Genomic DNA, 22,346 nt, shown 5'->3' with positions numbered 1-22,346 from the left:
ACGCCCATGCACACCCTGACCGTACCCGCCCTTGTCCGCACCCTGACGCAGCTGAAGCACATCCTCGCCAAAGGCGAGGCCCACGCCCGTGCGCAGGGATGGGACCCGGCGGTGCTGCTCGGCATGCGCCTCGCCCCGGACATGTTCCCGATGACGCGGCAGGTGCAGATCGCCACCGACATCGCGAAGAACAGCGTTGGTCGCATGACCGGCGGCGAGGCGCCGAAGTTCGACGACAGCGAAACCACCTTCGAACAGCTCATCGACCGTGTCGAGCGCACCATCGCCTACATCGGCTCGGTGCCGGTCGTGGCCTTCGAGGGGGCGGAGACGCGCGACATCACCGTGCCCACCCGAGCCCGCGGCGACCTGCACTTCAAGGGCCTCGACTACCTGTTCGCCTTCATCCTGCCGAACGTGCACTTCCACGTGACGACCACCTACGCCCTGCTTCGCCACGCCGGCGTTCCGCTGGGCAAGGCCGATTACCTCGGACCGGTCGGCATGGGGCAGGGCTGAGGCCGTGGCTCGGAGCATCACCCTGGTCGGTTTCGATGCCGACGACACCCTCTGGCACAGCGAAACCTATTTCCACGAGGCGCACGCGGAGTTCGAGCGCATCGTCGGTGGCTACGTCGACCTCGCCGACGCCGGCGTGCATGAGCGCCTGCTCGCCACCGAGCGCGAGAACATCAAGCTGTTCGGTTACGGCGCCAAGGGCATGACGCTCTCGATGATCGAGACCGCCATTGCCCTGAGCGGCGAGCGCATCAGCGCCGCCGACCTGCACCGCATCGTGGGCCTCGGCAAATCGATCCTGCAGCATCCCGTCGAGCTGCTGCCCGGCGTGCGCGCCGCCGTCGAGGCCGTGGCGGCCACGCATCGCGTGGTGCTGATCACCAAGGGTGACCTCTTCCATCAGGAGCGGAAGGTCGCTGCGTCGGGCCTCGCCGACCTGTTCCAGCGCATCGAGATCGTCAGCGAGAAGGACGAAAAGAGCTACGCGCGGCTGTTCAAGGAGTTCGACGTGTCGCCTGCGGAGTTCGCGATGGTCGGCAACTCGCAGAAATCCGATATCGCGCCGGTGCTGGCGCTGGGCGGCTGGGGCATCCACGTGCCGTATCCGCTGGTCTGGGCGCTGGATCGCGCCGAGATCGACCCGGCGCATCCGCGCTTCGCCAGCGTACCGAATGCCGGCGCGGTACCCGCCGTGCTGGCCGGTTGGGACGCATGAACCGGCGCGGGCTCGCACTGGGCCTCGCGCTCGCCGTCTTCGCGCTGCCGGCGCTGGCCGTGCAGGTCGAGCCGCTGGCGTGGACGCCGGGGCCGAACAGCGCGCAGCCGAGCCTCACGTCGACGCGCGAAGGCAGCTTCGCGCTGACATGGCAGCAGAAGCAAGGTGCCGAGGCCGAGCTGCACGTCGCGCGCTTCGATGCGCCGCGCGCCGCCGAGCCGACCGCACAGGCCACCGTCGCCCGCGGCGACGACTGGTTCGTGAACTGGGCCGATTTCCCCTCGCTCGCCGTCCTCGACAACGGCGATTGGGTGAGCTTCACCCTGCGGAAGTCGGCGGGTTCGACCTACGCCTACGACATCCACCTGCAGCGCAGTCTCGACGGCGGCGCCACGTGGCAGCCGCCGGTGAAGGTCAACGACGACGGCCAGCCCGTGCAGCACGGCTTCGTCTCGTTGTTGCCCGATGGTGGCGACCGCGTGCTGATGGTGTGGCTCGATGGCCGCCAGGACACCGTGCACGGCAGCCATGGAAGCCATGCGAGCGGACACGGCGCAGACCACCACGGCCACGAAGAGGGCCCGATGACGCTGCGCAGCGCGGTGGTTGGGCGCGATGGCGTGGCGCGCGAGGGCGCGAAGCTCGATGCCGACACCTGCTCCTGCTGCCAGACCGATCTCGTGCGTCGCGGCGGCGAGGCCATCGCGGTGTACCGCGACCACGCCGAAGGCATCCGCGACATCGCCATGCTGCGGCGTTCCCGCGACGGCCAGTGGTCGGCCCCGACCACCGTGCATGACGACGCCTGGCGCATGCCGGGCTGCCCGGTGAACGGCCCGGCCGCGGCGGTGAACCGCGACGCGCTCGCGGTGCTGTGGCCGACGATGGCGACGGGCCCGCTCGAGGTGAAACTGGCGATCAGTCCGCGCGCAGGCGCGGCGTTCGCCGCACCCGTGGTGCTCGAGGCCGGCGAGTCGGTGCTGGGGCGCGTCGATGTGGCGCCGTGGCGCGACGGCGGCTTCCTCGCCAGCTGGGTCGGCAGTGACGGGCGTGGTGCGGTGCTCCGCGTGGCCGAACTCGATGCCAGCGGCCGCGTGATCGCGCGCCGCGACGTGGTGGCATTGCCACCGGGCCGCCAGCTCGGGCATCCGCGCCTCGCGGCCACCGGCGGCGACGTCGCGATGGTGGCGTGGACCGAGCCCACCGCGCAGGGCCCGCGGGTCCGCGCGGCGTGGCTTCGGGCGCAGGACTAGGCGTCGCGCTCAGCGGCCGCTGCGGTAGCGCGCCTCAGGGCGCGCGGGCGTCGAAGTCGTTTTCCAGCAGGCGCTCGAAGGCGCCCGGCGGGTCGTGCAGCGGATAGGCGAAGGGACTGGCGAAGGCCTGCACGAAAAAGAGCACGAGGCCCGCGTAGGCCCCGAGGCTCGCCAGCAGCAGGCGGGTGGGCCGCGTGGGCGGGAACACGCAGAGCGGCAGGGTCACGAGCACCAGCCCGGCCAGCGCGGGCAACCAGAACACCATGCTGAAGCCCTGCGCGGCCCATTCCTCGCGCAGGTGGCGGTGTTCCGCGATCACGCCGAGGCGGGCCAGCATCCGCTCGCGCAGCGCCACTTCGCGCGGCGTCGCGGGCAGGGCGTCGAGTACTGCCGCATAGGCCCGTTCGCGCGCTTCCCAGGCGCGGCGGGAGAGGCGCCTTTCCGTGCCAAGCAGCCGCCACTCGCGGTCGACGACGAAGCGCACGTAGTCGCGCATGGCGGACTGCACCGGCTCGGCGAGGTCCCCGCCGTAGCGCCCGGCGTCGTGGAAGACGTCGGCGATGGCCACGGCCTCGCTGGAGAGGCCCTCGCGCACCTGCTGGTACTGGCCCAGTTCCTGCGCATACACCATCGCGAGGATCACGCCGAACAACGCCGCGGTGCGCAGCCCGATCACCTGCGCGGCATCGCGCACGGCGGGCGGATGGTCATGGCCGTCGGCGGCGGGCGGCGCGCCTTCGAGGGTTGGGGGAGGTGCGATCCAGCGCCGACCGGCCGCATGCACGACGAGCACGAGGCCGATGCTGCCGCCGATCCACAGCAGCGCGAGCAAGAGGTCGATCAACCACGCCATGGGCGTTTGTCCACGAAGGGTTCCGCGCCACGCTAGGGCGTCGCGCGGCGGTCGGCAAGCGCCGCTTCAGAACCTCGAGTAGGCCCAGCGCACCATGCGGCCGTCGCGATAGGGCATCACGCCGTGGAAGGGCCGGCGGTCGCCGTCGAACACCAGCGGCAGGAAGTGGCGGTCGCCTTCCCACATCGGCAGGTCCATCAGGCGATCGAGCGGCACCCATTCGAGGTCGCCCTCGACATTGCGCGTCGGTGCCTCGCCCTCGAAGGCGGTGATCAGGAAGACGAAGCCGAGCCAGTCCTCGCCGTTCTTGCCGAAGCCCGGCCAGCTGATGGTTCCGCGCAGTTCCATCGCGGTGACGGTGAGGCCGGCTTCCTCGTGGATCTCGCGCGCCATGCCGGCGGCCACGTCCTCGTCGGCTTCGAGCTTGCCGCCGAGACCGTTGTACTTGCCGAGATGCTCGTCGCCGGGCCGCGCGTTGCGGTGGACCATCAGCACCTGCCTGCCGTCCGGCGAGAGCACGTAGCCGAGGGTGCCGGTGATGGGGGTGTAGGGCATGGGGTTCTCCGTGGTCGGCGCATTATCGCGTTGTCGCGCCTGCCACGCGGGTTCGGCAGGCCGCTCTTCGCGGACTCGGGACTGTCCTGCCCCGAGCCGCGTGCTCGCCATCCTTGGCTCGCTTGTCGCTGGCCCGCCGGCCCGCGGACGCGGCGCTCCACGTCCTTCGCCTCGCTTTCGAGCGGAGAGCGGCGGTTCAGCGAGGCGCACCGTCGCAGCATGGCTTCGGCGTGCGACGAACGCGCAGCGCCAGCACTCGGCCCGCAGCGAGGCGAATAAGGAGCCCCAGCGCGCCGTCGAGGCGAAAGCCCCGAAGGGGGCGCTTAGGATGAGCGATCGATCCGAGGGACATGGATGTCCCCTTCGGATCGACCGCCGGAAAGCTTGCTCGGACAGTGACGGGGCGGGCCAGCCTCGTTGCGGGCCGGGTGATGGACGCTTGCGCGTCCGAATGCCTCAGAAGACTTTCCCCGCGTTGAACACGCCTTTCGGATCGAGCGCCTGCTTGATGCCGCGCAGGGCCGCGATGGCGAACGGATCGGCGTGCTTGAGGAAGGCCTCGCGCTTCGCGAGGCCGATGCCGTGCTCGCCGGACAGCGTGCCGCCGAGTTCGATGCACAGCGCGAACAGCGGGTCGAGTGCCGCGTCGAGAGCCGCGCCGTCCAGTTCGCCGGCCTGCAGGAGGTTCACGTGCAGGTTGCCGTCGCCGAGGTGGCCGTAGCTCACGGTCTTCGCGTCCAGTGCCGCGAGCCGCGCGAAGAACTCGGGCAGTCGGTCGCGGGGAACGACGACGTCCTCGCTCACCTTGCGCGGGAAGCGCTGCTTCAGGTGCACGCTGGTCATCCGCCGCACCGCCCACAGCGCCTCGCGCTGCGCGCCGGTCGTGGCCACTTGCGCGTCGGCCGCCAACGGGCCGAGCGCGTCGAGCAGCGGTTCGAGGAAGCCCGTGTGCGAGCAGCCGGGGTCGTCGAACTCCAGCAGCACGAGCGCCTCGCCGGGCAGGCGGCGAGCGTCGTCGGTGCCGTGCTGGCGTAGATCGGCGAGGACCGCCGAGTCCCAGAACTCGAGCGCCGACGGCAGGAAGCCGCCCGCGAACAGCTGCGCCGGAAGCGCGGGCAGCAAGGCCATGTCCGGCAGCGGCAGCAGCAGGGTGAGGTGCTCGCGGGGCCGGGGGACCAGCGCGACGGTGGCCCCGAGGATCATCCCGAACACGCCTTCGCTGCCGACCATCAGCTGCGCGAGGTTCGGGCCGACGTTCTGCTTCACGGAATCGATGCCGAAGCGATGCACCTCGCCGTCGGCCATCAGCGCCTCGACGCTCAGCACCCAGCGCCGGGTCATGCCGTACTTGCAGGCGTTCGGGCCGCCGGCATTCGTCGCGAGCGAGCCGCCGAAGCTGCACAGCGGCCAGGAATTCGGGTCCGGCGGATACCACAGCCCGCGGGCGTCGGCGTGTTCCTTCACCGCCGCCAGCCCGGCGCTGGCGGGCGCCGACAGCGTGAGGTTCGCGGTGTTCACGGTGATGCCGCCCGGCCAATCGGAGAGATCGACGACGACGCTGCGGGCATCGGGCACGCAGCCGCCGGCCTTGCCGCTGCCGGCGCCGCGCGGCACCAGGGTGAAGCCTTCATCGCTGGCGCGCCGCACCAGTTCGCGCAGCGCTTCGCGGCAGCGTGGCTTCACCACGGCGAGTGGCTCGGGCCCGCGCACGTGGGATTCGTCGTGGCGGTAGCCGGCGGTCTGCGCGGGGTCGCGCAGCACGCGGGTGTCGGGCAGGGCGTCGAGCCAGTCCATGCCCGCAGTGTAGGCGGCGGCGCGCCGTTCGGGCGGGCCGCCGCTTTGGAACTCAGCCCTTGGCGTCGGCGGCTTCGCCGGCTTCGCGCTTCGCCTTCTGCTCCGCCTGGATCCGCGCGATCACGGCCTCGGCCTTGCGGGCGCCCCATGCCTGGCCGATCGCCACCGACTCCTGCATCAGCGCCGGTGTCTTGGCCAGCATGCTGCGGCCCGAGGGCGTCTCGTAGAACGCGAGCATGTCCTTGAGCTCCTGTTCGGTGAAGGTGCGGGCGTAGAGCGCCGCGATCTCGCCTTCCATGTCGCGCATGTCGAGGCTGCCGAAGATCTCGTCGATGATCGGGTGCATCTCCGCCGGCACTTGCTGCCTGAAGCTCTGCGCCATCTGGCCGGCGATCTGATTGCCGATCTCGATGGCGCCGGTGGTACGCATCAGTTCGGCGACGAGCGCCTGCTTGGCGGGGTCGATGGCGGGCGCCTCGGTCGCTGGCGCGGCGACGGGCGTTTCGGTGGCCGTGGTGGCGAAACCGAGGGCGGGGAGGGTGGCCAGCGCGAGGGCGAGGGCGGTGCGGCGGAAGGACGTCATGCCTTGGAGCTCCTGTTGGGGGAGCCTGAAGTCTAGCCCGTGGCCAGCATGCTCCGCACCGCGGCCTCGTCGATGCCAGTGGCGACGAAGGCTTGGCCGACGCCGCGCCAGAGGATCAATCGCAGCGTGCCGCTTAGGTTCTTCTTGTCGAGCCGCATCCGCGCGAGCAGCGCATCGGGATCGAGGCCTTCCGGCACGGCCGTGGGCAGGCCGAGCGCGTCGAGGGCGGCGACCAGTCGCTCCGTGTCCTGTGCGGGAGCGAGACCAAGTTCAGCGCTCAGTCGCGCCGCCAGCACCATGCCGACGGCCACCGCTTCCCCGTGCACGAGGCCGCCGAAACCCTGCTCGGCCTCGATGGCGTGGCCGAAGGTGTGGCCGAGGTTCAGCAGCATGCGTTCGCCGGTTTCGGTCTCATCGCGGGCGACGATGCCGGCCTTGTGCGCGCAGCTGGTGGCGATGGCGTGGGCCAGCGCATCGGCGTCGCGATCCAGCAGGGCTTGCGCGTTCGCCTGCACCCAGTCGAAGAACGCGGCATCGCCGAGCGCGCCGTACTTGATCACTTCGGCGAGGCCCGCGCGCAGCTCGCGATCCGGCAGCGTCGCCAACGTAGCGGTGTCGGCGATCACCGCCGAAGGCTGGTGGAAGGCGCCGACGAGGTTCTTGCCCTCGGGCAGGTCGACGGCGGTCTTGCCGCCTACCGAGGAATCGACCATCGCGAGCAGGGTGGTCGGCAGTTGGACGAAGCGCACGCCACGCATCCAGCAGGCCGCGGCGAAACCGGTCATGTCGCCGATGACGCCGCCGCCGAGGGCGATGAGGGTCGCGTCGCGGCTGGCCCCGAGGGCGGCCAGCGCCGACATCAGTTCGCCGAAGCGCGCCAGCGTTTTCTCCTGTTCGCCCGGCGGTAGCACGTGGCTGGCGACGCGCTTTCCGGCGAAGGCAGCCTCGACCTGCGCCAAGTAATGCGGCGCGACGTTCGCATCGCTGACGATGAGTACATGACGGCCCGGGACGAGTGCTGCGAGGCGCGGTGCGTCGTCGAGCAGCCCGGGGCCAATGTGGATCGGGTAGCGGCGTGCGCCGAGTTCGACATCGACCGTGCGCATCACGCGGCCCTCGCCCGCAGCCAACGGTCTCGCAATTGAGGCACCAGCTTTTCGCAGGCCTGCGAGGGCGTCAGTCCGCTGGAGTCGAAGCGCAAGTCGGCCACTTCGTCGTAAAGCGGCGCGCGCGTGGCGGCCATCGTGCGAAGCACGTCTTCGCGGTCGGGCCGTTGCAGCAGTGGGCGAACGCGGTCGTTGGCGAGGCGCTTGAGCTGCTCCTCGACCGACACCGCGAGGTGCAGCACGTAGCCGCGTTCGCGCATCAGGCGCCGGCTCTCCTCGCGCAGCACGGCGCCGCCGCCGGTGGCGACCAGCTTGTCCTCGCCATCGAGTTCGATCGCCAGCTGACGCGCCTCGCGCTCGCGGAAGCCCGCCTCGCCTTCGCGTTCGAAGATATCGGCCACGCGCACGCCGGTGGCCGCCTCGATGGCGTGGTCGAGGTCGACGAAGGCCAAGCCGAAGCGCTCGGCGAGGCGCTTGCCGATGGAGGTCTTGCCGGCGCCCATGGGGCCGACGAGCACGAGGTTCACCGCGGGATTCATTCGCGAACGGTAGCATCGGCCTCCCGCCAATTCATCGCCGAGCGATCACATCCGCATGCCTGCCCTGCATGACACCCGCCGCAGCCTGCTGATCGCCGGTGCGGGCGACACCGGCTCGCGTCTTGCCGCCCTGGCGGCCGCGAATGGGTTCGACGCGCTCGCGCTGCGCCGCCGGGATGTATCGATGGGGCCCGGCATCCGCGCCCTGCGCGCCGACCTGCGCAGCGGCGAGGGCTTCGCGGCGATCCCCAAGCGGCTGGACGCCTTGGTGTTCTGCGCCGCGCCCGACGAGCGCACCGAGGCTGCCTATCGCACGCTGTATCGCGACGGCCTGCGGCGCCTGCTGGATCGCGGCGAGATCGCTCGCGTGCTGTTCGTGAGCAGCACGGCCGTCTACGCCGAGGATGCCGGCGGCGTGGTCGACGAGGGCACGCCCGCCGACGCCACCGCCTTCAACGGCCGCGTGTTGATCGAGGCCGAGCGTGAACTCGATGCCCATCCAGACGCCGCGGCCTTCCGCGCCTCGGGCATCTATGGCCCGGGCCGCGAGCGGATGTGGAACCGCGCTCGCCGGGACGAACCCGGCGAGCCGCGCTGGACCAACCGCATCCATGTCGAGGACGTCGCCGGCGCGCTGCTGCATCTGCTTCAACCGCCGCGCATCGCCCGTGTTTACTGCGGTAACGACGACGCCCCGGCGCTCGAGCACGAGGTGGTCGATGGCCTGCGCGCGCGCCTCGGCCTGCCGGCGCTGGGTGCTGCTGACGGACCCACGACCGGCAAGCGGGTGTCGAACGCGCGGCTGCGCGGCAGCGGCTGGCAGCCTCGCTACCCCACGTGGCGCGAGGGCTACGCCACGCCCCCCGCCTGATCGGCGATGCTCGCGATGCCTTCGCGCCGCGCTCCCCAGACTCCGCGGTGCCCCTGGCCCGCCTTTACCGGAACTTCCCCATGCTCCCACCCCGCGACGATCTGCACTTCTGGCTCTACGACTGGCTGAAGGCCGACACCTTGGCCGCGATGCCGGCGTTCGCCCATGTCGACCGCGAGACCGGCGTCGCCATGCTCGATGCCGCGCTGGATCTCGCCGCATCGCATTTCCTGCCGCACGCCGCCGCGTCCGACCAGAATCCGCCGAAGCTCGTTGACGGCAAGGTCGAACTGATGACCGCCATCGCCGAAGCGCTCGCGGCCTATCGCGAAGCGGGCTTCTTCGGCATGGAGGCGCCAGCGGAGGAGGGCGGCCTCGGCCTGCCCTACACTTTCGTCGCCGCGCTGGGTGGGCTCTTCAGTTGCGCCAACGTCGCGACCAATGGCTACGCCTTCCTGACCCAGGCCGCGGCCAACCTGATCCGTGAAGTGGGCAGCGAGGACCAGAAGCGCCGCTTCCTGCCGGCCATGAACGAGGGCCGCTGGTTCGGCACGATGTGCCTCTCCGAGCCGCAGGCCGGTTCCTCGCTGGCTGATCTGCGCTGCGTCGCCGAACCGCTGCCCGACGGCCGCTACGCCATCCGCGGCAACAAGATGTGGATCAGCAGCGGCGACCACGAGATCGCCGAGAACATCGTCCATCTCGTGCTGGCCAAGATCCCGGGCGGCCCGGCGGGCACCAAGGGCATCTCGCTGTTCATCGTTCCGCGCCGTCACGTCGATGCCGAGGGCAAGGCCGGCGCGCGCAACGGCGTGCGCCTCATCGGCCTGAACCACAAGCTCGGCACGCACGGGCAGGTGAACTGCCTGCTCGGCTTCGGCGAGGAGGAACCCGCCATCGGCGAACTCGTCGGTTCCCCGCACGACGGCCTGCGCGGCATGTTCGTGATGATGAACGAGGCGCGGATTGGCGTAGGCATCGGCGCGGCCATGACCGGCTACGGCGGCTACCGCGCGGCACTCACCTACGCGAAGGAGCGCCGGCAGGGCCGCAAGCCCGGCGAGCGCGACGCCACCACGCCAATGGTGCCGATCATCGAGCACGCCGACGTGCGCCGCATGCTGCTGAAGGCCAAGAGCTTCGCGGAGGGCGGCCTCGCACTGTGCCTGTACGCCGGGCGCCTCGTCGACGAGGCTAAGCACGGCAGCGATGCGGAAGCGCAGGCGCTGGTCGATCTGCTCACCCCGATCGTCAAGGCCTGGCCCTCGGACTACGGACAGGAGGCGAACTCGCTGGCCATCCAGGTGCACGGTGGCGCCGGCTACACCCGCGACTTCCCGGTCGAGCGCCTGTGGCGCGAGAACCGCATCAACGCCATCCACGAAGGCACCAACGGCATTCAGGCGATGGACCTTCTCGGCCGCAAGCTGTTGGGTGATGGTGGCAAGGCCTTCGGCCTGCTGTCGAAGCGCGTGGAGGCGACGCTCGCCGCCGCGCGCGACGACGCCTCGCTCGCGCCCTTGGCCGACACACTGGCGGCACGCTGGAACGCGCTCGGGCCGGCGGTGTTGAAGGCCGGCAAGGTCGCCGCGACCGACCTCGAACTCGCGCTCGCGAACGCCTACCTGCTGCTCGACGCGATGGGCCACGCGGTGGTGGCTTGGCTGTGGCTCGACCAGGCCTTGGCTGCGAAGCGCGCGCTGGCGAACGGCGACGTGCGTCGCGCGATGCTCGAAGGCAAGGTCGCCGCGGCGCGCTACTTCATCGATTGGGAACTGCCGACCAAGGACGCGGTGCTGGCACGTTTCGCCAGCGTCGATCCGCTGTGCCGAGATCTCGATCCGGCGGTGCTCTGAGGACTACAGCGCCGTCGCCCCGAAGGTGTCGCAGTCGTTCGGCTGGCCGCCCTCGAAGCCACGGGTGAACCAGCGCACGCGCTGTTCGCTGGTGCCGTGCGAGAAGCTGTCCGGCACCACGACGCCGCGCGCCTGCCGCTGCAATGCATCGTCGCCGATGGCGGTGGCGGTGTTGAGTGCCTCTTCGATGTCGCCCGGCTCCAGCCACTGGTGCCGCGCCTGCGCGTGGTGTGCCCAGACGCCGGCGTAGCAGTCGGCCTGCAGTTCCTGCCGCACCAGCAGGCCGCCATCGCCCTCGACGTTCTCGCCGCGGCGCCGCGCGGCGTTCACCCGTGCCGACACGCCGGTGATCGTCTGGATGTGGTGGCCGACCTCGTGCGCGATCACGTAGGCCTCGGCGAAATCCCCGCCGCCGCCGAGCCGGGCCTGCATCTCCTTGAAGAAATCCAGGTCGATGTACACCTGCCGGTCGCCCGGGCAGTAGAACGGCCCGACCGCCGACGTCGCCTGCCCGCAGGCGCTTTGCACCGCGCCGCTGAAGAGCACGAGCCTTGGCGCGGGATAGGACTGGCCGTTCTGCTGGAACACCGCGCCCCACACGTCTTCGGTGTCGCCGAGAATGCTGGCGACGAAGGCGCGCTGCGGGTCCTCCGGAAGGGTCGCGGGGCCGTTCGCCGCGTCGGGGTCCGATGGGCGTTCCGGCGCGGATTGCGCAGGCAAGTCGCCTTGCTGCTGGTTGAGGAGCCCGAGCATTTCTATCGGGCTGATGCCCAGCATCCAGCCAATCAGCACGACCGCGATGAGGCCGCCGATGCCGAGGCCGCCGCCACGCACGGGAAGTCGGCCACCGCCGCGCCAGCCGCTGCCGCGGCGATCCTCGACGTTCTGGCTCTGCCGCGCGCGCTGCCACTTCATGGGGGGCTCCTCAGGGGTAGAGCATCCGCTTGGTCCAGCGGCCGTCCACGCGAGCATAGCGCTGGCGCTCATGCAGTCGGTACTTCGCGCCGTACCAGAGCTCGATCATCTCCGGCACCACGCGGAAGCCCGACCAGTGCGGCGGGCGCGGCACCGGGCCGCCGTCGAACTTCGCGGTGAATTCGGCGATGCGCGCTTCGAAGGTCTCGCGCGAATCCAGCGTCTGCGACTGCAGTGAGGCCCAGGCGCCGATCTGGCTCTCGCGCGGGCGGCTGGCGAAGTAGGCGTCGGCTTCGGCGGCCGTGACCGGCTCGACCGTGCCTTCGATCTTGGCCTGCACCTGCTCGCGCAGCGTCTTCCACAGGAACAGCAGGGCGGCCTGCGGGTTCGCCGCGAGCTGGCGGCCCTTGCGCGAATCGAAGTTGGTGTAGAAGACGAAGCCCTGTTCGTCGACATGCTTCAGCAGCACCGTGCGCGCGGAAGGACGACCCTTCGTATCGGCAGTGGCCAGCGTCATCGCGGTGGGGTCGGGGTCGCCGGCCGCGCCGGCTTCGGCCAGCAGCGCCTTGAAGGTGTCGATGGCTTCGGCGAGCAGGGGGTCGGTCACGGCGTTTCCTCGGGGACGATGGTGGGCCGCGCTATTCTCGCCGGCCCCGCGCGATGCGCGCATGACCTCGCTCAATCCCCTGCATGGCCGTGCTGAAACCCGTCGGAACCGGCTACCCCGACGCCTTCGTGGCGACGGTCCTCGAGCGCGCGCTGGCCTTGCCGGGCCCCTGCCGCGTGTTCGGCATCACCGGCCTGCAGGGCACGGGGAAATCGACGCTGTCGGCGCAGGTGGCGGCCTTGGCCGAAGCCCGCGGCCTGCGCCCCGTGGTGCTCTCGATCGACGACCTCTACCTGGACCAGCCGGAACGCCAGCGGCTCGGACGCGAGGTGCATCCGCTGCTGGCCACGCGCGGCGCGCCGGGTTCGCACGACCTCGCTCTCGGGCGCGCCACCGTCGACGCGCTGCGCGCGGGCCGCGCGCGGCTGCCGGCCTTCGACAAGATCAGCGACCGGCGCTTGCCCGAATCCGATTGGGCGCGCATCGACGGCGTGCCGGACCTCGTGCTCTTCGAGGGCTGGTTCCACAAAGTGCCGCCGCAGGCCGAAGCCGATCTGGCTGCGCCGATCAATGCGCTGGAGCGCGACGAAGACGCGGGTGGCACGTGGCGCCGTTGGTGCAATGCGGCTCTCGCCGACTACGCGCCGCTTTGGGCGGAGCTGGGCGCGCTGCTGTTCCTGCAGGGGCCGGGTTTCGAACAGGTGCCGGAGTGGCGTTGGCAACAGGAAGTCACGCTGGCTGCGGCGAACCCGGGCCGACGCACGATGACGCAGGCCGAGATCGAGCGCTTCGTACTGTTCTTCGAGCGCGTGTCACGCCAAGCCTTGGCGACCTTGCCCCGCATCGCCGACTGGACGGTGCGTGTGGATGCCCGGCGGCACGTGATTGAAAGGGTGCCCGGCGCGGAATCCTGATCCGCAGGGCCCCCATGCGGGGACGAGGCCGCATGGGGGCCGCTGCGGGCCAAGACGTTCCAAGGTTCAGTGCGGTGCGTGGGCCTGCCAGCGGCGACGCGACCCCGGCCGCGGCTCGTGCCGCTGCAGGCCGAGCGCGAATAGCCCCGCACCCACCATCGCGAAGCCGAGCCAGAAGGGCACGCTGAGCACCCAGGCGAACAGGCCGCCGAAAACCGCGCAGAGCGAAAGCGCGAACAGCAGGGTGGCGAGGTCTGGCGTGCGGACGAGGTGCATGGGGGTACTCCGGTGGCGTGCAGCGCGGTAGCGGATGGAAGAACAACGAAGCGGGAGCGGGGCGGTACGATTCAGCCGCGGCGCACGAGGCCGCAGTACAGGCCCTCGATGGCGAAATCGGCCTGTTCGGGGACTTCGATCGGGGCGTAGTTCGGGTTGCGAGGCATCAGCAGCACGCGGCCCTTGCCGCGCTTGAGGCGCTTCACCGTGACCTCGCCGTCGATGCGCGCGACGACGATCTGGTTGTTGTCGGCGTCCGGCGTGCGGCGCACGGCGATCAAGTCGCCATCGAAGATGCCGTCATCGACCATCGAGTCGCCCTTCACCCGCAGCAGGTAGTCGGGCTGCGGGAAGAACAGCGCGCGGTCGAGCAGCATCTGGCCTTCGTAATCGGCCTGCGGGTCGATCGGCCGGCCGGCGGCGACGCGACCGAGCAAGGGCAGGGTGAGCAGCTGCGGTGCATTCGCTGCGGTTCCGCCGCCGAAGCCCGCCGGGCCCACCGAAGCGGCGAGCGGCTCGCCGTCCTCGTCGAGCAGGCGGATGCCGCGTGCGCCGGGCACCAGCTCGATCACGCCCTTGGCCGCCAGCGCCTGCAGGTGGTCCTGCGCGCTACGGGCCTGGCGGAAGCCGAAGGCCTGGGCGATCTCGGCGAGCGTCGGGGGGCGGCCTTCCGCCGCGATGTGCTCGCGGAGGAAGTCGAGGATGGCCTGCTGGCGGTCGGTGAGCGTCATGCCACAAATTTGTGTGGTTCTTTGTCGGAATGCAAGAGGCGCGATGTGAAGGCCGGTATCGGCGGGCGGCGCGGTACCGGCCGGGAGGCATTCCCGCATGGCCCGTTCTCACGGACTGCGACAGCCGCCCGTTCACGACGCGGGCACGCGATCCGCACGTGCCCTGCATCGCGCGGCCGTCACTCTTTGGCCTTGCTCCTGTGGGTTCCATCTGATGCCGTTTCGCACGATTTTCCCGCTGCTCGCCACGTTGCTGCTCGCGGCCTGCGCTTCCGCGCCGAAGCCGGTCGGCACGGGCATCCGCACAGAGCAGCCGATGGCGGTGACGAAGGACGAGGCCTACGCGAAGACCGAGCGCTTCGTCGATCCCGAGGCCGTGCTCGCCGCCAGCAGCGTCGGGCTGCCGCGTGTGCGCATCGCCGACGGCGCGGTGGGCGAGGGCATCACGCCCGAGCAGGCCGCGCTGGTGGCCAATCGCGCGGCGCGCGATACCTGCGTGCAGCTGGCGCGGCGCTATCGCATCGATCCCGAGTCGCCGGACCTCGACATCGAGATCGTCGTGACGGCCATCGCCCCCACCTCGTCTGGCGCGGCGGGGGCTTCCGCATTGCTCGGCGTGTTCGTGCCCGGCCCGTTCCGCCTGCCCGCCGGGTTGGGGGGCTTCGCCGCCGATGGCGCCGTGCGTGCCGGTCTCGCGGATGTCGCGGTGCTGCGATGGGCTGAAGGCGCTGGCGCCATCACCGAGGACGCCAAGGTGTCGCGCGTCGGCGACGCCTACCAACTCGCCGGTGATTTCGCCGACGACCTCGCCAAGGCCTTGAACGACCCGTCGGGCGCGCAGGGAGACACGCGCGTGCTGCTCGAGGTCAGCGAACGCGAGGCCGGTGAAGCACGCTGCTGGGCCCGGTTTGGCCGGGCCAGCGTGGCCGGGCGCGGCGTGTCGATCCTGCTGCCGTTGTCGCCCGAGTCGATCGACGCCGGCGCCCCGGAACAGGGCGCCGATCCACTCAAGGCAGGGTGAATCGCACCGGCACGCGGGCGTAGGCCGGCACGGCGATGCCGTTCCGCAGCGAGGGTTCGAACACCCAGCGACGCAGCACGTGCTCGCGGGCGGCGCGGTCCAGCATCCCATGCCCGCTGCTCCGCGTGATCGTCACCGTTTCCGGGCGGCCGTCGATGCCGACCAGGATCAGCAGTTCGACTTCGCCCTCGAGGCGCCGCGACAGTGCCGACGGCGGGTAGCGCGGCGGCGTGCCTGAGCGCAGCTGCAGGCTTTCCTCCGCGGGCCCGCTGTCGATGCCGGTCGTCTCGCCGCTCGTGTCTGGCGCAACCGTGTCCAGCAGCGAAGGCATGTCGGTGGTGGGCGCGATCACGGCCTCCGGCACCGGCACGGGAACCACAGGTGTCGGCAGCGGCACGGACCGGGGCGGCGTGATGCTGCGAACCACGAGCCTCGGCGGTGGCGGGGCGATGGGCGGCGGGGGCGGTGGCGGCAGGAAATCCGCCCGCACGACGGTCGGCTCGGGCATTTCGACGTCGGGCGCGGCGATGGGCATGGCCAGCATCGCGGCGAGGCTCAGGTGCAGCGTCACGGCGGCGGCGATGGCGGCGCTGCGCGGCAGGCTGAAGCCAGTGGGCAGGGCGGAGGTCGGGACGGATGGTGCGGTTCGCATGGCGGGCTCCTGGGTGGGGCCACGCTTCCAACGCATGACGCCGCGCGACGGGGTTGGGGGCTACCATCAAGGCATGGTCGTTTCCTTTCGCCGCCTCGCGCCGTTCCTGATCACCGTCGCACTCGCCACGGCGCTGGCCGGCTGCACGCGCGGTGGCGAGTCGTCCGATGCCCCGGCCGATGCGCCCGCCGAAGGGGGGCTCGCGGCCCTGCCGGAGTATTTCGAAGGAGCATGGGCTGGCGTGCTGCCCTGCGCCGACTGCGAGGGCATCGATGTCGTGCTCGAACTGCAGCGCGAGTCCGGTGCCGCGGGTCGTTACCGTCTTGTCGAAACCTACCTCGGTGCCGTCGATGCAGTGGGTTTCGAGATCGCGGGCGAGTGGCGCGAGGAGGACTGCGGCGTCGGCGAGGTCGCCGGCAGCTGCCTCGTGCTGCTCGAATCCGGCCAGCGCTGGTTCCGCCACGCCGACGGTTCGCTGCAGGCGGTGGATGCCGAGGGCCGTGCCCTCGACTCCGAGGATGCCCGGCTGCAGCGGTCATGACGGCGCTCCTTTCCCACCATGGCGGCTGCCACTGTGGTGCCGTGCGCTTCGAGGTGGAGGCGCCGGCCGACCTGGTCGTGCAGGACTGCAACTGCTCGATCTGCAGCAAGGCCGGTTTCCTGCACCTGATCGTCCCGGCAGCGCGCTTCCGCCTGCTCTCGGGTGAGGATCGGCTGGTCGACTACCTCTGGAACAGCGGCGTGGCGCGCCATCGCTTCTGCGGTGTGTGCGGCATCAAGAGCTTCTACGTGCCGCGCAGCAATCCCGACGGCATCGACGTCAACGTGCGCTGCCTCGACGAGGGCACGATCGCATCGATCACCGTGGAGCCCTTCGACGGCCGCAACTGGGAAGCCAACGCCGATGCGTTGGCCCACCTCTCGCGCTGAGGCGAGGCGCGGGGCGCGGCAACCCCTGTCGCCGCGGCCCCCCGACCGGTAGGCTCCGCCGACGCCTCGGGAGGGATCGCTCCAATGCTGCAGATGCAACAACGGCTCTCGCTGCCGTTCCTCGTGCTGCTCGGCCTGCCGTCGACGGCGATGGGCTTCGCGCTCGCCGTGCAGATTTCCGCGCTGAGCTGGCTGCTTCGCACCAAGTACGACCTCGACATCCACGAGATCGGCATCGTCTGGGCCGCCGGTCCGCTGGCCGGCATCCTCGGCCAAGTGCTGATCGGCATCGTCAGCGACAAGGTGTGGTTCTGGGGCGGCCGGCGCCGGCCCTTCATCCTCGTGGGCGGCCTGCTCACCGCGCTGTCGCTGATGGCCTTGCCCTCCATCGGCCTGATCGACGAAGTGCTCGGCCTCGACGCGATCCTCGGCGTGGCCATCGCCGTCGCGCTGGCGCTCGACCTCTCGATCAACGTCAGCTTCAACCCGACCCGCTCGCTGATCGCCGACGTCACCCCCGAAGGCCCGCAGCGCACCGCGGCCTACACCTGGATGCAGACGGTCTCCGGCACCTTCGGCGTGCTGGCCTACGCCGTCGGCGCGATCTTCGGCAACGTCGCCCTCATCTACTTCGGCACCTTGCTGGTCCTGCTGTTCTCGCTGGTGCCGCCGATGCTGATTGCCGAGCCGCGCGCGCTGGCCGGCGCCGAGGCGGAAGCCGCGGACGCCCGAGCGCCGAAGCTCGGTCTTGGCACCGTGTTGCTGCTGATGCGCCCGCTGTGGCCCTTCGCGATCTACGCGGTGGTGGCCATGGGCCTGAAGCTCACCGGCAATGCCAGCCACTCGATGTGGATCGAAGTGGGATTCGCCGCGCTGGCTGTCGGTTTCCTCGTGCATGCCCTGATGGAGCCGCAGCCCGCACCGAACACGGCGCGCGAGGACCTGCCGGCCTTCCGCAAGGTGCTGGCCGCGCATGCGCTGTCGTGGATCGGCGTGCAGACGATGTTCGTTTACATGATCGCCTTCGTGCAGCAGCGCTTCCCCGGGCTCGACGATGACGGCACGGGCCGCCTGATGTCGACGGCCTTCCTCGTGCTCAACGCCGTGGGTGCGCTGGTGCCCGCCCTGCTGCTGAACCCGCTCGCGCGGCGTTTCGGCGAGGTGCACGTGCACGCCGCCAGCCTTGCCTTGATGGCGCTGGGTTTCGCCTTCGTCTACTTCGCGGGGCACAGCGCCACGGCCGTCTACGTGGGCATGGCGGTGATGGGCCTCGGTTGGGGCGCCATCGTCAGCCTGCCGTTCGCGATCTTCTCGCAGTGCGTGGCCCCGGCCCGCATCGGCCTGTACATGGGCGTGTTCAACCTCAGCGTGGTGCTGCCGCAGCTGGCCGTCAGCCTCGGCGTCGGCATGCTGATCGAGCACCTGCCGGACAAGGGCAGCGTGTTCCTGGTCGGCGCGGCCACCGCCGCCCTGTCGGCAATTGCCTGGATGGCGGTGAAGCGCGTGCCGTTGGCCGGTGCGCCGGCTGGCGCGAGCACGTCCGTGATGCCGTCCTCCGGCGGGCACTGAGGCGCTCACCTTCGTGCGAGGCCCCCGCCGCATCGTCTGCTTGGTCGAGGAACCGACCGAGGTGCTCTACGCCCTCGGTGAGGACTCGCGGATCGTCGGCATCAGCGGCTTCACCGTGCGCCCGCCGCGGGCCCGCAAGGAAAAGCCGAAGGTCAGTGCGTTCACCAGCGCGAAGGTCGACCAGATCCTCGCGCTGAAGCCCGATCTCGCCATCGGCTTCTCCGACATCCAGGCCGACATCGCCGCCGAGCTCGTGCGCCGCGGCGTCGAGGTGTGGATCAGCAACCACCGTTCGGTGGCCGGCATCCTCGATTACGTGCGCCGCCTCGGCGCGATGGTCGGGGCGGCGGCCAAGGCCGAGGCCTACGCCGACGCGCTGGAGCGCGGTGTCGAGGCGGTGGCCGCGAAGGCCGCGGCCTTCCCGGTGCGGCCGCGCGTGTACTTCGAAGAATGGGACGAGCCGCGCATCAGCGGCATCCAGTGGGTGGCGGAGCTGGTGCGGATCGCCGGCGGCGACGACATCTTCCCGGAGATTGCGACCGAATCGCTCGCCAAGCAGCGGATCCTTGCGAACGACAGCGAGATCCTCCGGCGCGACCCGCAGGTCGTGTTCGGCTCGTGGTGTGGCAAGAAGTTCCAGCCCGGCACCGTCGCTGCGCGCCCGGGTTGGGCGGGCGTCTCGGCCGTGCGCGACGGCCGGCTGTTCGAGATCAAGTCGCCGGTGATCCTGCAGCCCGGGCCGGCGGCGTTGACGGATGGGCTGGCGGAAATGCACGCGCACATCACCCGCTGGGTGGCGGCGCGGGGCTGATCCGCCCCAGACTTCGCGCATGACGTCTTCCGATACCCATCCGCCCGTCACCGGCTCGCGCCTCTCGGTCGCGCCGATGATGGATTGGACCGACACCCACTGCCGCAGCTTCCATCGCGTGCTGTCGCCGGGCGTGCTGCTCTACACCGAGATGGTCCACGCGCAGGCGGTGATCCACGGTGACCGGGCGCGCCTGCTCGGCTTCGATGCCAGCGAGCACCCCGTCGCGCTGCAGCTGGGCGGCAGCGACCCGGCGGCGCTGGCCGAGGCCAGCCGCATCGGCGCCGACTGGGGCTACGACGAGATCAACCTCAACGTGGGATGCCCCTCGGACCGCGTGCAGGCCGGCCGCTTCGGCGCCTGCCTGATGAAGGAGCCGCCGCTGGTCGCCGAGTGCATTGCGGCCATGCAAGGCGCGGTGCGGGTGCCGGTCACGGTGAAATGCCGGCTCGGCGTCGACGAGGTGGAGGACTACGACGTCTTCCTGTCCTTCATCGACGCGGTGGCCGCCAACGGCTGCCGGCGCTTCATCGTCCATGCCCGCAAGGCCTGGCTGCAGGGCCTCTCGCCGAAGGAGAACCGCGAGATCCCGCCGCTGCGCTACGACTGGGTGCATCGCCTGAAGCGCGAGCGGCCGGAGCTGATCGTCAGCATCAACGGCGGCCTGCGTGAGCTCGATGACGTACAGGCGCAGTTGGCCCACGTGGACGGGGTGATGATCGGCCGCGCCGCGTACCACGAGCCCTACCGCCTGCATGAGTACGCCGTCGCGCTCGAAGGCGAGGCGCCGCGAAGCCGCGAAGCCCTGCTGCGCGCCTGGTTCCCCTACGTCGAGTTGAAGCTCACCCGCGGCGTTGCGTTGAAACACCTCACGCGCCACATCCTCGGCCTGTTCCACGCGCAGCCCGGCGGCCGCGCCTTCCGGCAGGTGCTGAGCGAAGGTGCGCCCAAGGCCGGCGCGGGTCTCGATCTGCTCGAACGCGCGCTCGCCGTCACCCGCAGCCACGAGGCCGCCGCATGATCACCCGCGACCCCGCGCGTTTCTTCGCCTTCGCCGCGCACGCCGCCCCGAATCCGGCGCGGGCCACGCCGAAGGCGGTCTTCCTCGTCGCGCCGGAGGGCATGTCGCTGGCCGCCGAGTCGGCGCAGGACAACAGCTACATGGCCATGGCCGACCGCATCGACGCCGCGGCTGCCCTGGCCGAGCACCGCGCGCTGGCCAAGGCGCTGTCGGCCCACGTGCCGGTCATCACCTTCCCGGGCGATGCCGCCACGCCGGATGCCGTATTCCCGAACAACGTCTTCGCCACCGCGCCCGGCCGCCTCGTGATCGGCCACATGAAGCACGCCGTCCGCCAGCGCGAAGCCACGCGCGCCGACATCCGCGGCTTCTTCACCGAAGCCCTGGGCCGGCGCGAGATCGACCTCTCGCGCCAGCCGGGCATCGCGGAACTCACCGGTTCGCTGGTGATCGACCGCGCCCGCAACATCGGCTACTGCGGACTCTCCGAGCGCTGTGACGAGACCGGCGCCGCCGCCATGCACGCCGCCTTCGGCCTCGACGCCACCCTGATCTTCGATCTCGCGCCGGGGGAGTACCACACGAACGTCCTGCTGCAGATCTATGCCGGGCGCCTCGCCGTGGCCTGCCCGGACGGCTTCGCCGACCCGGCCGTGGCGCGCGCCATCCTCGAATTCCATGCGCCGCATGCGCTGGCGCTCGACGAGCGCGCGCGGCAGGCCTACGCCGGCAACGGCATCGCCGTCTCGGGCGATGCCGCCTTCCTCAGCGCCCGGGCCGTGGACGCGCTGTCGGCCGCCGAGCGCGCCGCCTTTGCTCGCGCCGGCTTCACCCTGCATGCCGTGCCCCTGCCGGAAATCGAGAAAGCCGGTGGTTCGCTGCGCTGCTGCATCGGCGAGATCTTCTGAACCGCCGTTGCGCGGCAATCCGGGGTTAAGAGGCAATTCACCCCCCCGCAACCAGACTTCGCCGCATCGCTGGCCCCTGCCGCGCCTGCCCCGCTATCCTCCGCCCATGATCCTTCGCCGCCCACTGTCGCTCGTCGTCGTCCTGGCCCTCGCGGCCGGATCGGCGTATGCGCAGCAGGACGCGCCGCCGCCGCCGGCCTTCGATCCCCCGTCGCCGCCGCCAGACGAGATGCGTCGGTCGGAGTTGCCGGAATCGGTGCTCCGCGCGGAGCGCCAGACCGGTGGCGAGGTGCTGCGCGCCGAGTCCATGCAGCGCGACGGCCGCGAGGTCTACCGTCTCAAGGTGCTGACGCCCGACGGCCGCGTGCGGATCATGCGCGACGACCCGCACGAGCGCCGCCGCGAGGCCTGGCGCGAGGCGCGGGCCGATGCCCTGCGGGATCCCTTCGCCGAACCGGACCTCGGCTCTGGAAGCCCGGCCATCGACGCGGATCGCGCTGCCCTGCCGCGCGAAGACCGTTTCCGCGATCGCCGCGAGGAACGCTTTGAACGCTTCGAGGCGCCGCCGCCGGCCGACCTCGACGTGCCCGAAACCCTGCCGCCCGTCGAACGCGGCGACCGTGACTGATCACCGGCCCTGAGCGCCGGCTTGCCCAAGGAGAGTCCATGCGCATCCTGCTGGTCGAAGACGAAGCCCCGCTGCGTGAAACCCTCGCGGCCCGACTGAAGCGCGAAGGCTTCGCCGTGGACGCCGCCGGCGACGGCGAAGAGGGCCTCTACAACGGCCGCGAAGTGCCGTTCGACATGGCGATCATCGACCTCGGCCTGCCGAAGATGTCGGGCATGGACCTCGTCCGCGCGCTGCGCGCCGAGGGCAAGAAGTTCCCGATCCTGATCCTGACCGCCCGCTCCTCGTGGCAGGACAAGGTGGAAGGCTTGAAGTCCGGTGCCGACGACTACCTCGTCAAGCCCTTCCACGTGGAAGAGCTGCTGGCGCGCATCAACGCCCTGCTGCGCCGCGCCGCCGGCTGGAGCAAACCCTCGCTCGAGTGCGGCCCGGTCAAGCTCGACCTCTCGGCGCAGACGGTCACCGTCGGCGGCAGTTCGGTCGACCTGACGAGCTACGAGTACAAGGTGCTGGAGTACCTGATGCTGCATGCGGGCGAGCTGGTCTCGAAGGCCGACCTCACCGAGCACATCTACCAGCAGGATTTCGACCGCGACTCGAACGTGCTCGAAGTGTTCATCGGCCGCCTGCGCAAGAAGCTCGATCCGGACGGCGAGCTGAAGCCGATCGAGACCGTGCGCGGCCGCGGTTACCGCTTCGCGATCCCGCGCAACGAGTAA

At 70.7% G+C, this 22,346-nt stretch carries 26 protein-coding genes; 15 read left to right on the top strand and 11 right to left on the bottom strand.

The window, feature by feature from the left end:
• Positions 1-6 precede the first annotated feature (6 nt).
• Genes ACIQ6S_RS10970 through ACIQ6S_RS10960 form a run of 3 tightly spaced genes read left to right on the top strand, consistent with a single transcriptional unit; the run spans position 7 to position 2,487 of the window.
• Positions 7-519 (top strand): DUF1993 family protein, encoded by a 513-nt coding sequence (locus tag ACIQ6S_RS10970; protein WP_397608402.1) that lies wholly within the window; start codon positions 7-9, stop codon positions 517-519.
• 4 nt (positions 520-523) lie between these two features.
• A complete protein-coding gene (locus tag ACIQ6S_RS10965) occupies positions 524-1,234 on the top strand; it encodes an HAD family hydrolase (protein WP_397608401.1) in 711 nt (236 codons plus the stop codon).
• The gene (locus ACIQ6S_RS10960) at positions 1,231-2,487 is read left to right on the top strand and encodes a sialidase family protein (protein ID WP_397608400.1); all 1,257 of its coding nucleotides are present in this window, start codon (positions 1,231-1,233) and stop codon (positions 2,485-2,487) included. The genes ACIQ6S_RS10965 and ACIQ6S_RS10960 overlap by 4 nt, the downstream gene beginning before the upstream one ends.
• Before the next feature lie 34 nt (positions 2,488-2,521).
• Here the strand turns inward: ACIQ6S_RS10960 and ACIQ6S_RS10955 are convergent, their stop codons facing one another.
• The 6 genes from ACIQ6S_RS10955 to ACIQ6S_RS10930 all read right to left on the bottom strand — a co-directional run bounded on the left by ACIQ6S_RS10955 (position 2,522) and on the right by ACIQ6S_RS10930 (position 7,917).
• Positions 2,522-3,340: a hypothetical protein gene (locus ACIQ6S_RS10955; protein WP_397574015.1), complete on the bottom strand. Its 819-nt coding sequence runs from the start codon at positions 3,338-3,340 to the stop codon at positions 2,522-2,524.
• 66 nt (positions 3,341-3,406) lie between these two features.
• The gene (locus ACIQ6S_RS10950; protein ID WP_397608399.1) at positions 3,407-3,895 is read right to left on the bottom strand and encodes an NUDIX hydrolase; all 489 of its coding nucleotides are present in this window, start codon (positions 3,893-3,895) and stop codon (positions 3,407-3,409) included.
• Positions 3,896-4,351: 456 nt separating this feature from the next.
• The gene (locus ACIQ6S_RS10945) at positions 4,352-5,689 is read right to left on the bottom strand and encodes an FAD-binding oxidoreductase (protein ID WP_397608398.1); all 1,338 of its coding nucleotides are present in this window, start codon (positions 5,687-5,689) and stop codon (positions 4,352-4,354) included.
• Positions 5,690-5,741: 52 nt separating this feature from the next.
• Positions 5,742-6,272 (bottom strand): DUF2059 domain-containing protein, encoded by a 531-nt coding sequence (locus ACIQ6S_RS10940; protein WP_397608397.1) that lies wholly within the window; start codon positions 6,270-6,272, stop codon positions 5,742-5,744.
• Positions 6,273-6,304: 32 nt separating this feature from the next.
• On the bottom strand, positions 6,305-7,378 hold the full coding sequence (gene aroB / locus ACIQ6S_RS10935) for a 3-dehydroquinate synthase (RefSeq protein WP_397608396.1): 1,074 nt from the start codon (positions 7,376-7,378) through the stop codon (positions 6,305-6,307).
• Positions 7,378-7,917 (bottom strand): shikimate kinase, encoded by a 540-nt coding sequence (locus ACIQ6S_RS10930; protein ID WP_397608395.1) that lies wholly within the window; start codon positions 7,915-7,917, stop codon positions 7,378-7,380. The genes aroB and ACIQ6S_RS10930 overlap by 1 nt, the downstream gene beginning before the upstream one ends.
• 55 nt (positions 7,918-7,972) lie before the next feature.
• Between ACIQ6S_RS10930 and ACIQ6S_RS10925 the strand changes: the two genes are divergently transcribed.
• A complete protein-coding gene (locus tag ACIQ6S_RS10925; RefSeq protein ID WP_397608394.1) occupies positions 7,973-8,788 on the top strand; it encodes an NAD-dependent epimerase/dehydratase family protein in 816 nt (271 codons plus the stop codon).
• Between the two features lie 80 nt (positions 8,789-8,868).
• Entirely contained in the window at positions 8,869-10,644 is a 1,776-nt protein-coding gene (locus ACIQ6S_RS10920; protein ID WP_397608393.1) for an acyl-CoA dehydrogenase, read from the top strand.
• 3 nt (positions 10,645-10,647) lie between these two features.
• Here ACIQ6S_RS10920 and ACIQ6S_RS10915 read toward each other — a convergent pair whose 3' ends face one another.
• Both ACIQ6S_RS10915 and pdxH read right to left on the bottom strand, forming a co-directional pair.
• On the bottom strand, positions 10,648-11,559 hold the full coding sequence (locus ACIQ6S_RS10915) for a neutral zinc metallopeptidase (RefSeq protein WP_397608392.1): 912 nt from the start codon (positions 11,557-11,559) through the stop codon (positions 10,648-10,650).
• A gap of 10 nt (positions 11,560-11,569) precedes the next feature.
• Positions 11,570-12,166, bottom strand: a complete 597-nt coding sequence (gene pdxH, locus ACIQ6S_RS10910) for a pyridoxamine 5'-phosphate oxidase (RefSeq protein WP_397608391.1) — start codon at positions 12,164-12,166, stop codon at positions 11,570-11,572.
• An 83-nt stretch (positions 12,167-12,249) separates the two neighbouring features.
• On the opposite strand from pdxH, the gene ACIQ6S_RS10905 reads away from it, so the two are divergent.
• Entirely contained in the window at positions 12,250-13,080 is an 831-nt protein-coding gene (locus tag ACIQ6S_RS10905; protein WP_397608390.1) for a kinase, read from the top strand.
• A 66-nt stretch (positions 13,081-13,146) separates the two neighbouring features.
• Here the strand turns inward: ACIQ6S_RS10905 and ACIQ6S_RS10900 are convergent, their stop codons facing one another.
• Together ACIQ6S_RS10900 and lexA are read right to left on the bottom strand one after the other, a co-directional pair.
• Positions 13,147-13,356, bottom strand: coding sequence for a hypothetical protein (locus ACIQ6S_RS10900; protein WP_397608389.1), 210 nt, complete (start codon positions 13,354-13,356; stop codon positions 13,147-13,149).
• Positions 13,357-13,427: 71 nt separating this feature from the next.
• Entirely contained in the window at positions 13,428-14,087 is a 660-nt protein-coding gene (gene lexA / locus ACIQ6S_RS10895) for a transcriptional repressor LexA (protein WP_397608388.1), read from the bottom strand.
• Between the two features lie 214 nt (positions 14,088-14,301).
• Here lexA and ACIQ6S_RS10890 point away from each other — a divergent pair, with 214 nt between their 5' ends.
• Positions 14,302-15,108, top strand: coding sequence for a DUF3313 family protein (locus ACIQ6S_RS10890; protein ID WP_397608387.1), 807 nt, complete (start codon positions 14,302-14,304; stop codon positions 15,106-15,108).
• On the opposite strand, the gene ACIQ6S_RS10885 is transcribed toward ACIQ6S_RS10890, so the two are convergent.
• Complete coding sequence (locus tag ACIQ6S_RS10885) at positions 15,095-15,760, bottom strand: energy transducer TonB (RefSeq protein ID WP_397608386.1); 666 nt, start codon at positions 15,758-15,760, stop codon at positions 15,095-15,097. The two genes, ACIQ6S_RS10890 and ACIQ6S_RS10885, sit on opposite strands and share 14 nt — an antisense overlap.
• Before the next feature lie 73 nt (positions 15,761-15,833).
• Here ACIQ6S_RS10885 and ACIQ6S_RS10880 point away from each other — a divergent pair, with 73 nt between their 5' ends.
• From ACIQ6S_RS10880 to ACIQ6S_RS10845, 8 genes are all read left to right on the top strand, one after another.
• Positions 15,834-16,301 (top strand): copper resistance protein NlpE N-terminal domain-containing protein, encoded by a 468-nt coding sequence (locus ACIQ6S_RS10880; RefSeq protein ID WP_397608385.1) that lies wholly within the window; start codon positions 15,834-15,836, stop codon positions 16,299-16,301.
• A complete protein-coding gene (locus tag ACIQ6S_RS10875; RefSeq protein ID WP_397608384.1) occupies positions 16,298-16,690 on the top strand; it encodes a GFA family protein in 393 nt (130 codons plus the stop codon). Before ACIQ6S_RS10880 ends, ACIQ6S_RS10875 begins: the two co-directional genes overlap by 4 nt.
• Before the next feature lie 84 nt (positions 16,691-16,774).
• Entirely contained in the window at positions 16,775-18,259 is a 1,485-nt protein-coding gene (locus tag ACIQ6S_RS10870; RefSeq protein ID WP_397608383.1) for an MFS transporter, read from the top strand.
• A 13-nt stretch (positions 18,260-18,272) separates the two neighbouring features.
• Positions 18,273-19,070 carry an ABC transporter substrate-binding protein gene (locus ACIQ6S_RS10865; RefSeq protein ID WP_397608382.1) on the top strand — a complete coding sequence of 266 codons (798 nt, stop codon included), beginning with the start codon at positions 18,273-18,275 and terminating at the stop codon, positions 19,068-19,070.
• Positions 19,071-19,089: 19 nt separating this feature from the next.
• A complete protein-coding gene (dusA, locus tag ACIQ6S_RS10860) occupies positions 19,090-20,091 on the top strand; it encodes a tRNA dihydrouridine(20/20a) synthase DusA (RefSeq protein WP_397608381.1) in 1,002 nt (333 codons plus the stop codon).
• Entirely contained in the window at positions 20,088-20,999 is a 912-nt protein-coding gene (locus ACIQ6S_RS10855; protein WP_397608380.1) for an arginine deiminase-related protein, read from the top strand. Before dusA ends, ACIQ6S_RS10855 begins: the two co-directional genes overlap by 4 nt.
• A 106-nt stretch (positions 21,000-21,105) precedes the next feature.
• Positions 21,106-21,627: a PepSY domain-containing protein gene (locus tag ACIQ6S_RS10850; protein ID WP_397608379.1), complete on the top strand. Its 522-nt coding sequence runs from the start codon at positions 21,106-21,108 to the stop codon at positions 21,625-21,627.
• A 38-nt stretch (positions 21,628-21,665) separates the two neighbouring features.
• Positions 21,666-22,346, top strand: coding sequence for a response regulator transcription factor (locus tag ACIQ6S_RS10845; RefSeq protein ID WP_297865358.1), 681 nt, complete (start codon positions 21,666-21,668; stop codon positions 22,344-22,346).

The sequence above is a fragment of the Silanimonas sp. genome (genome assembly GCF_044377035.1).
In the GTDB taxonomy this organism is placed as follows: Bacteria; Pseudomonadota; Gammaproteobacteria; order Xanthomonadales; family Xanthomonadaceae; genus Silanimonas.
The sequence above is the reverse complement of the archived record's forward strand: the minus strand, read 5'-3'. Positions and strand labels throughout refer to the sequence as shown.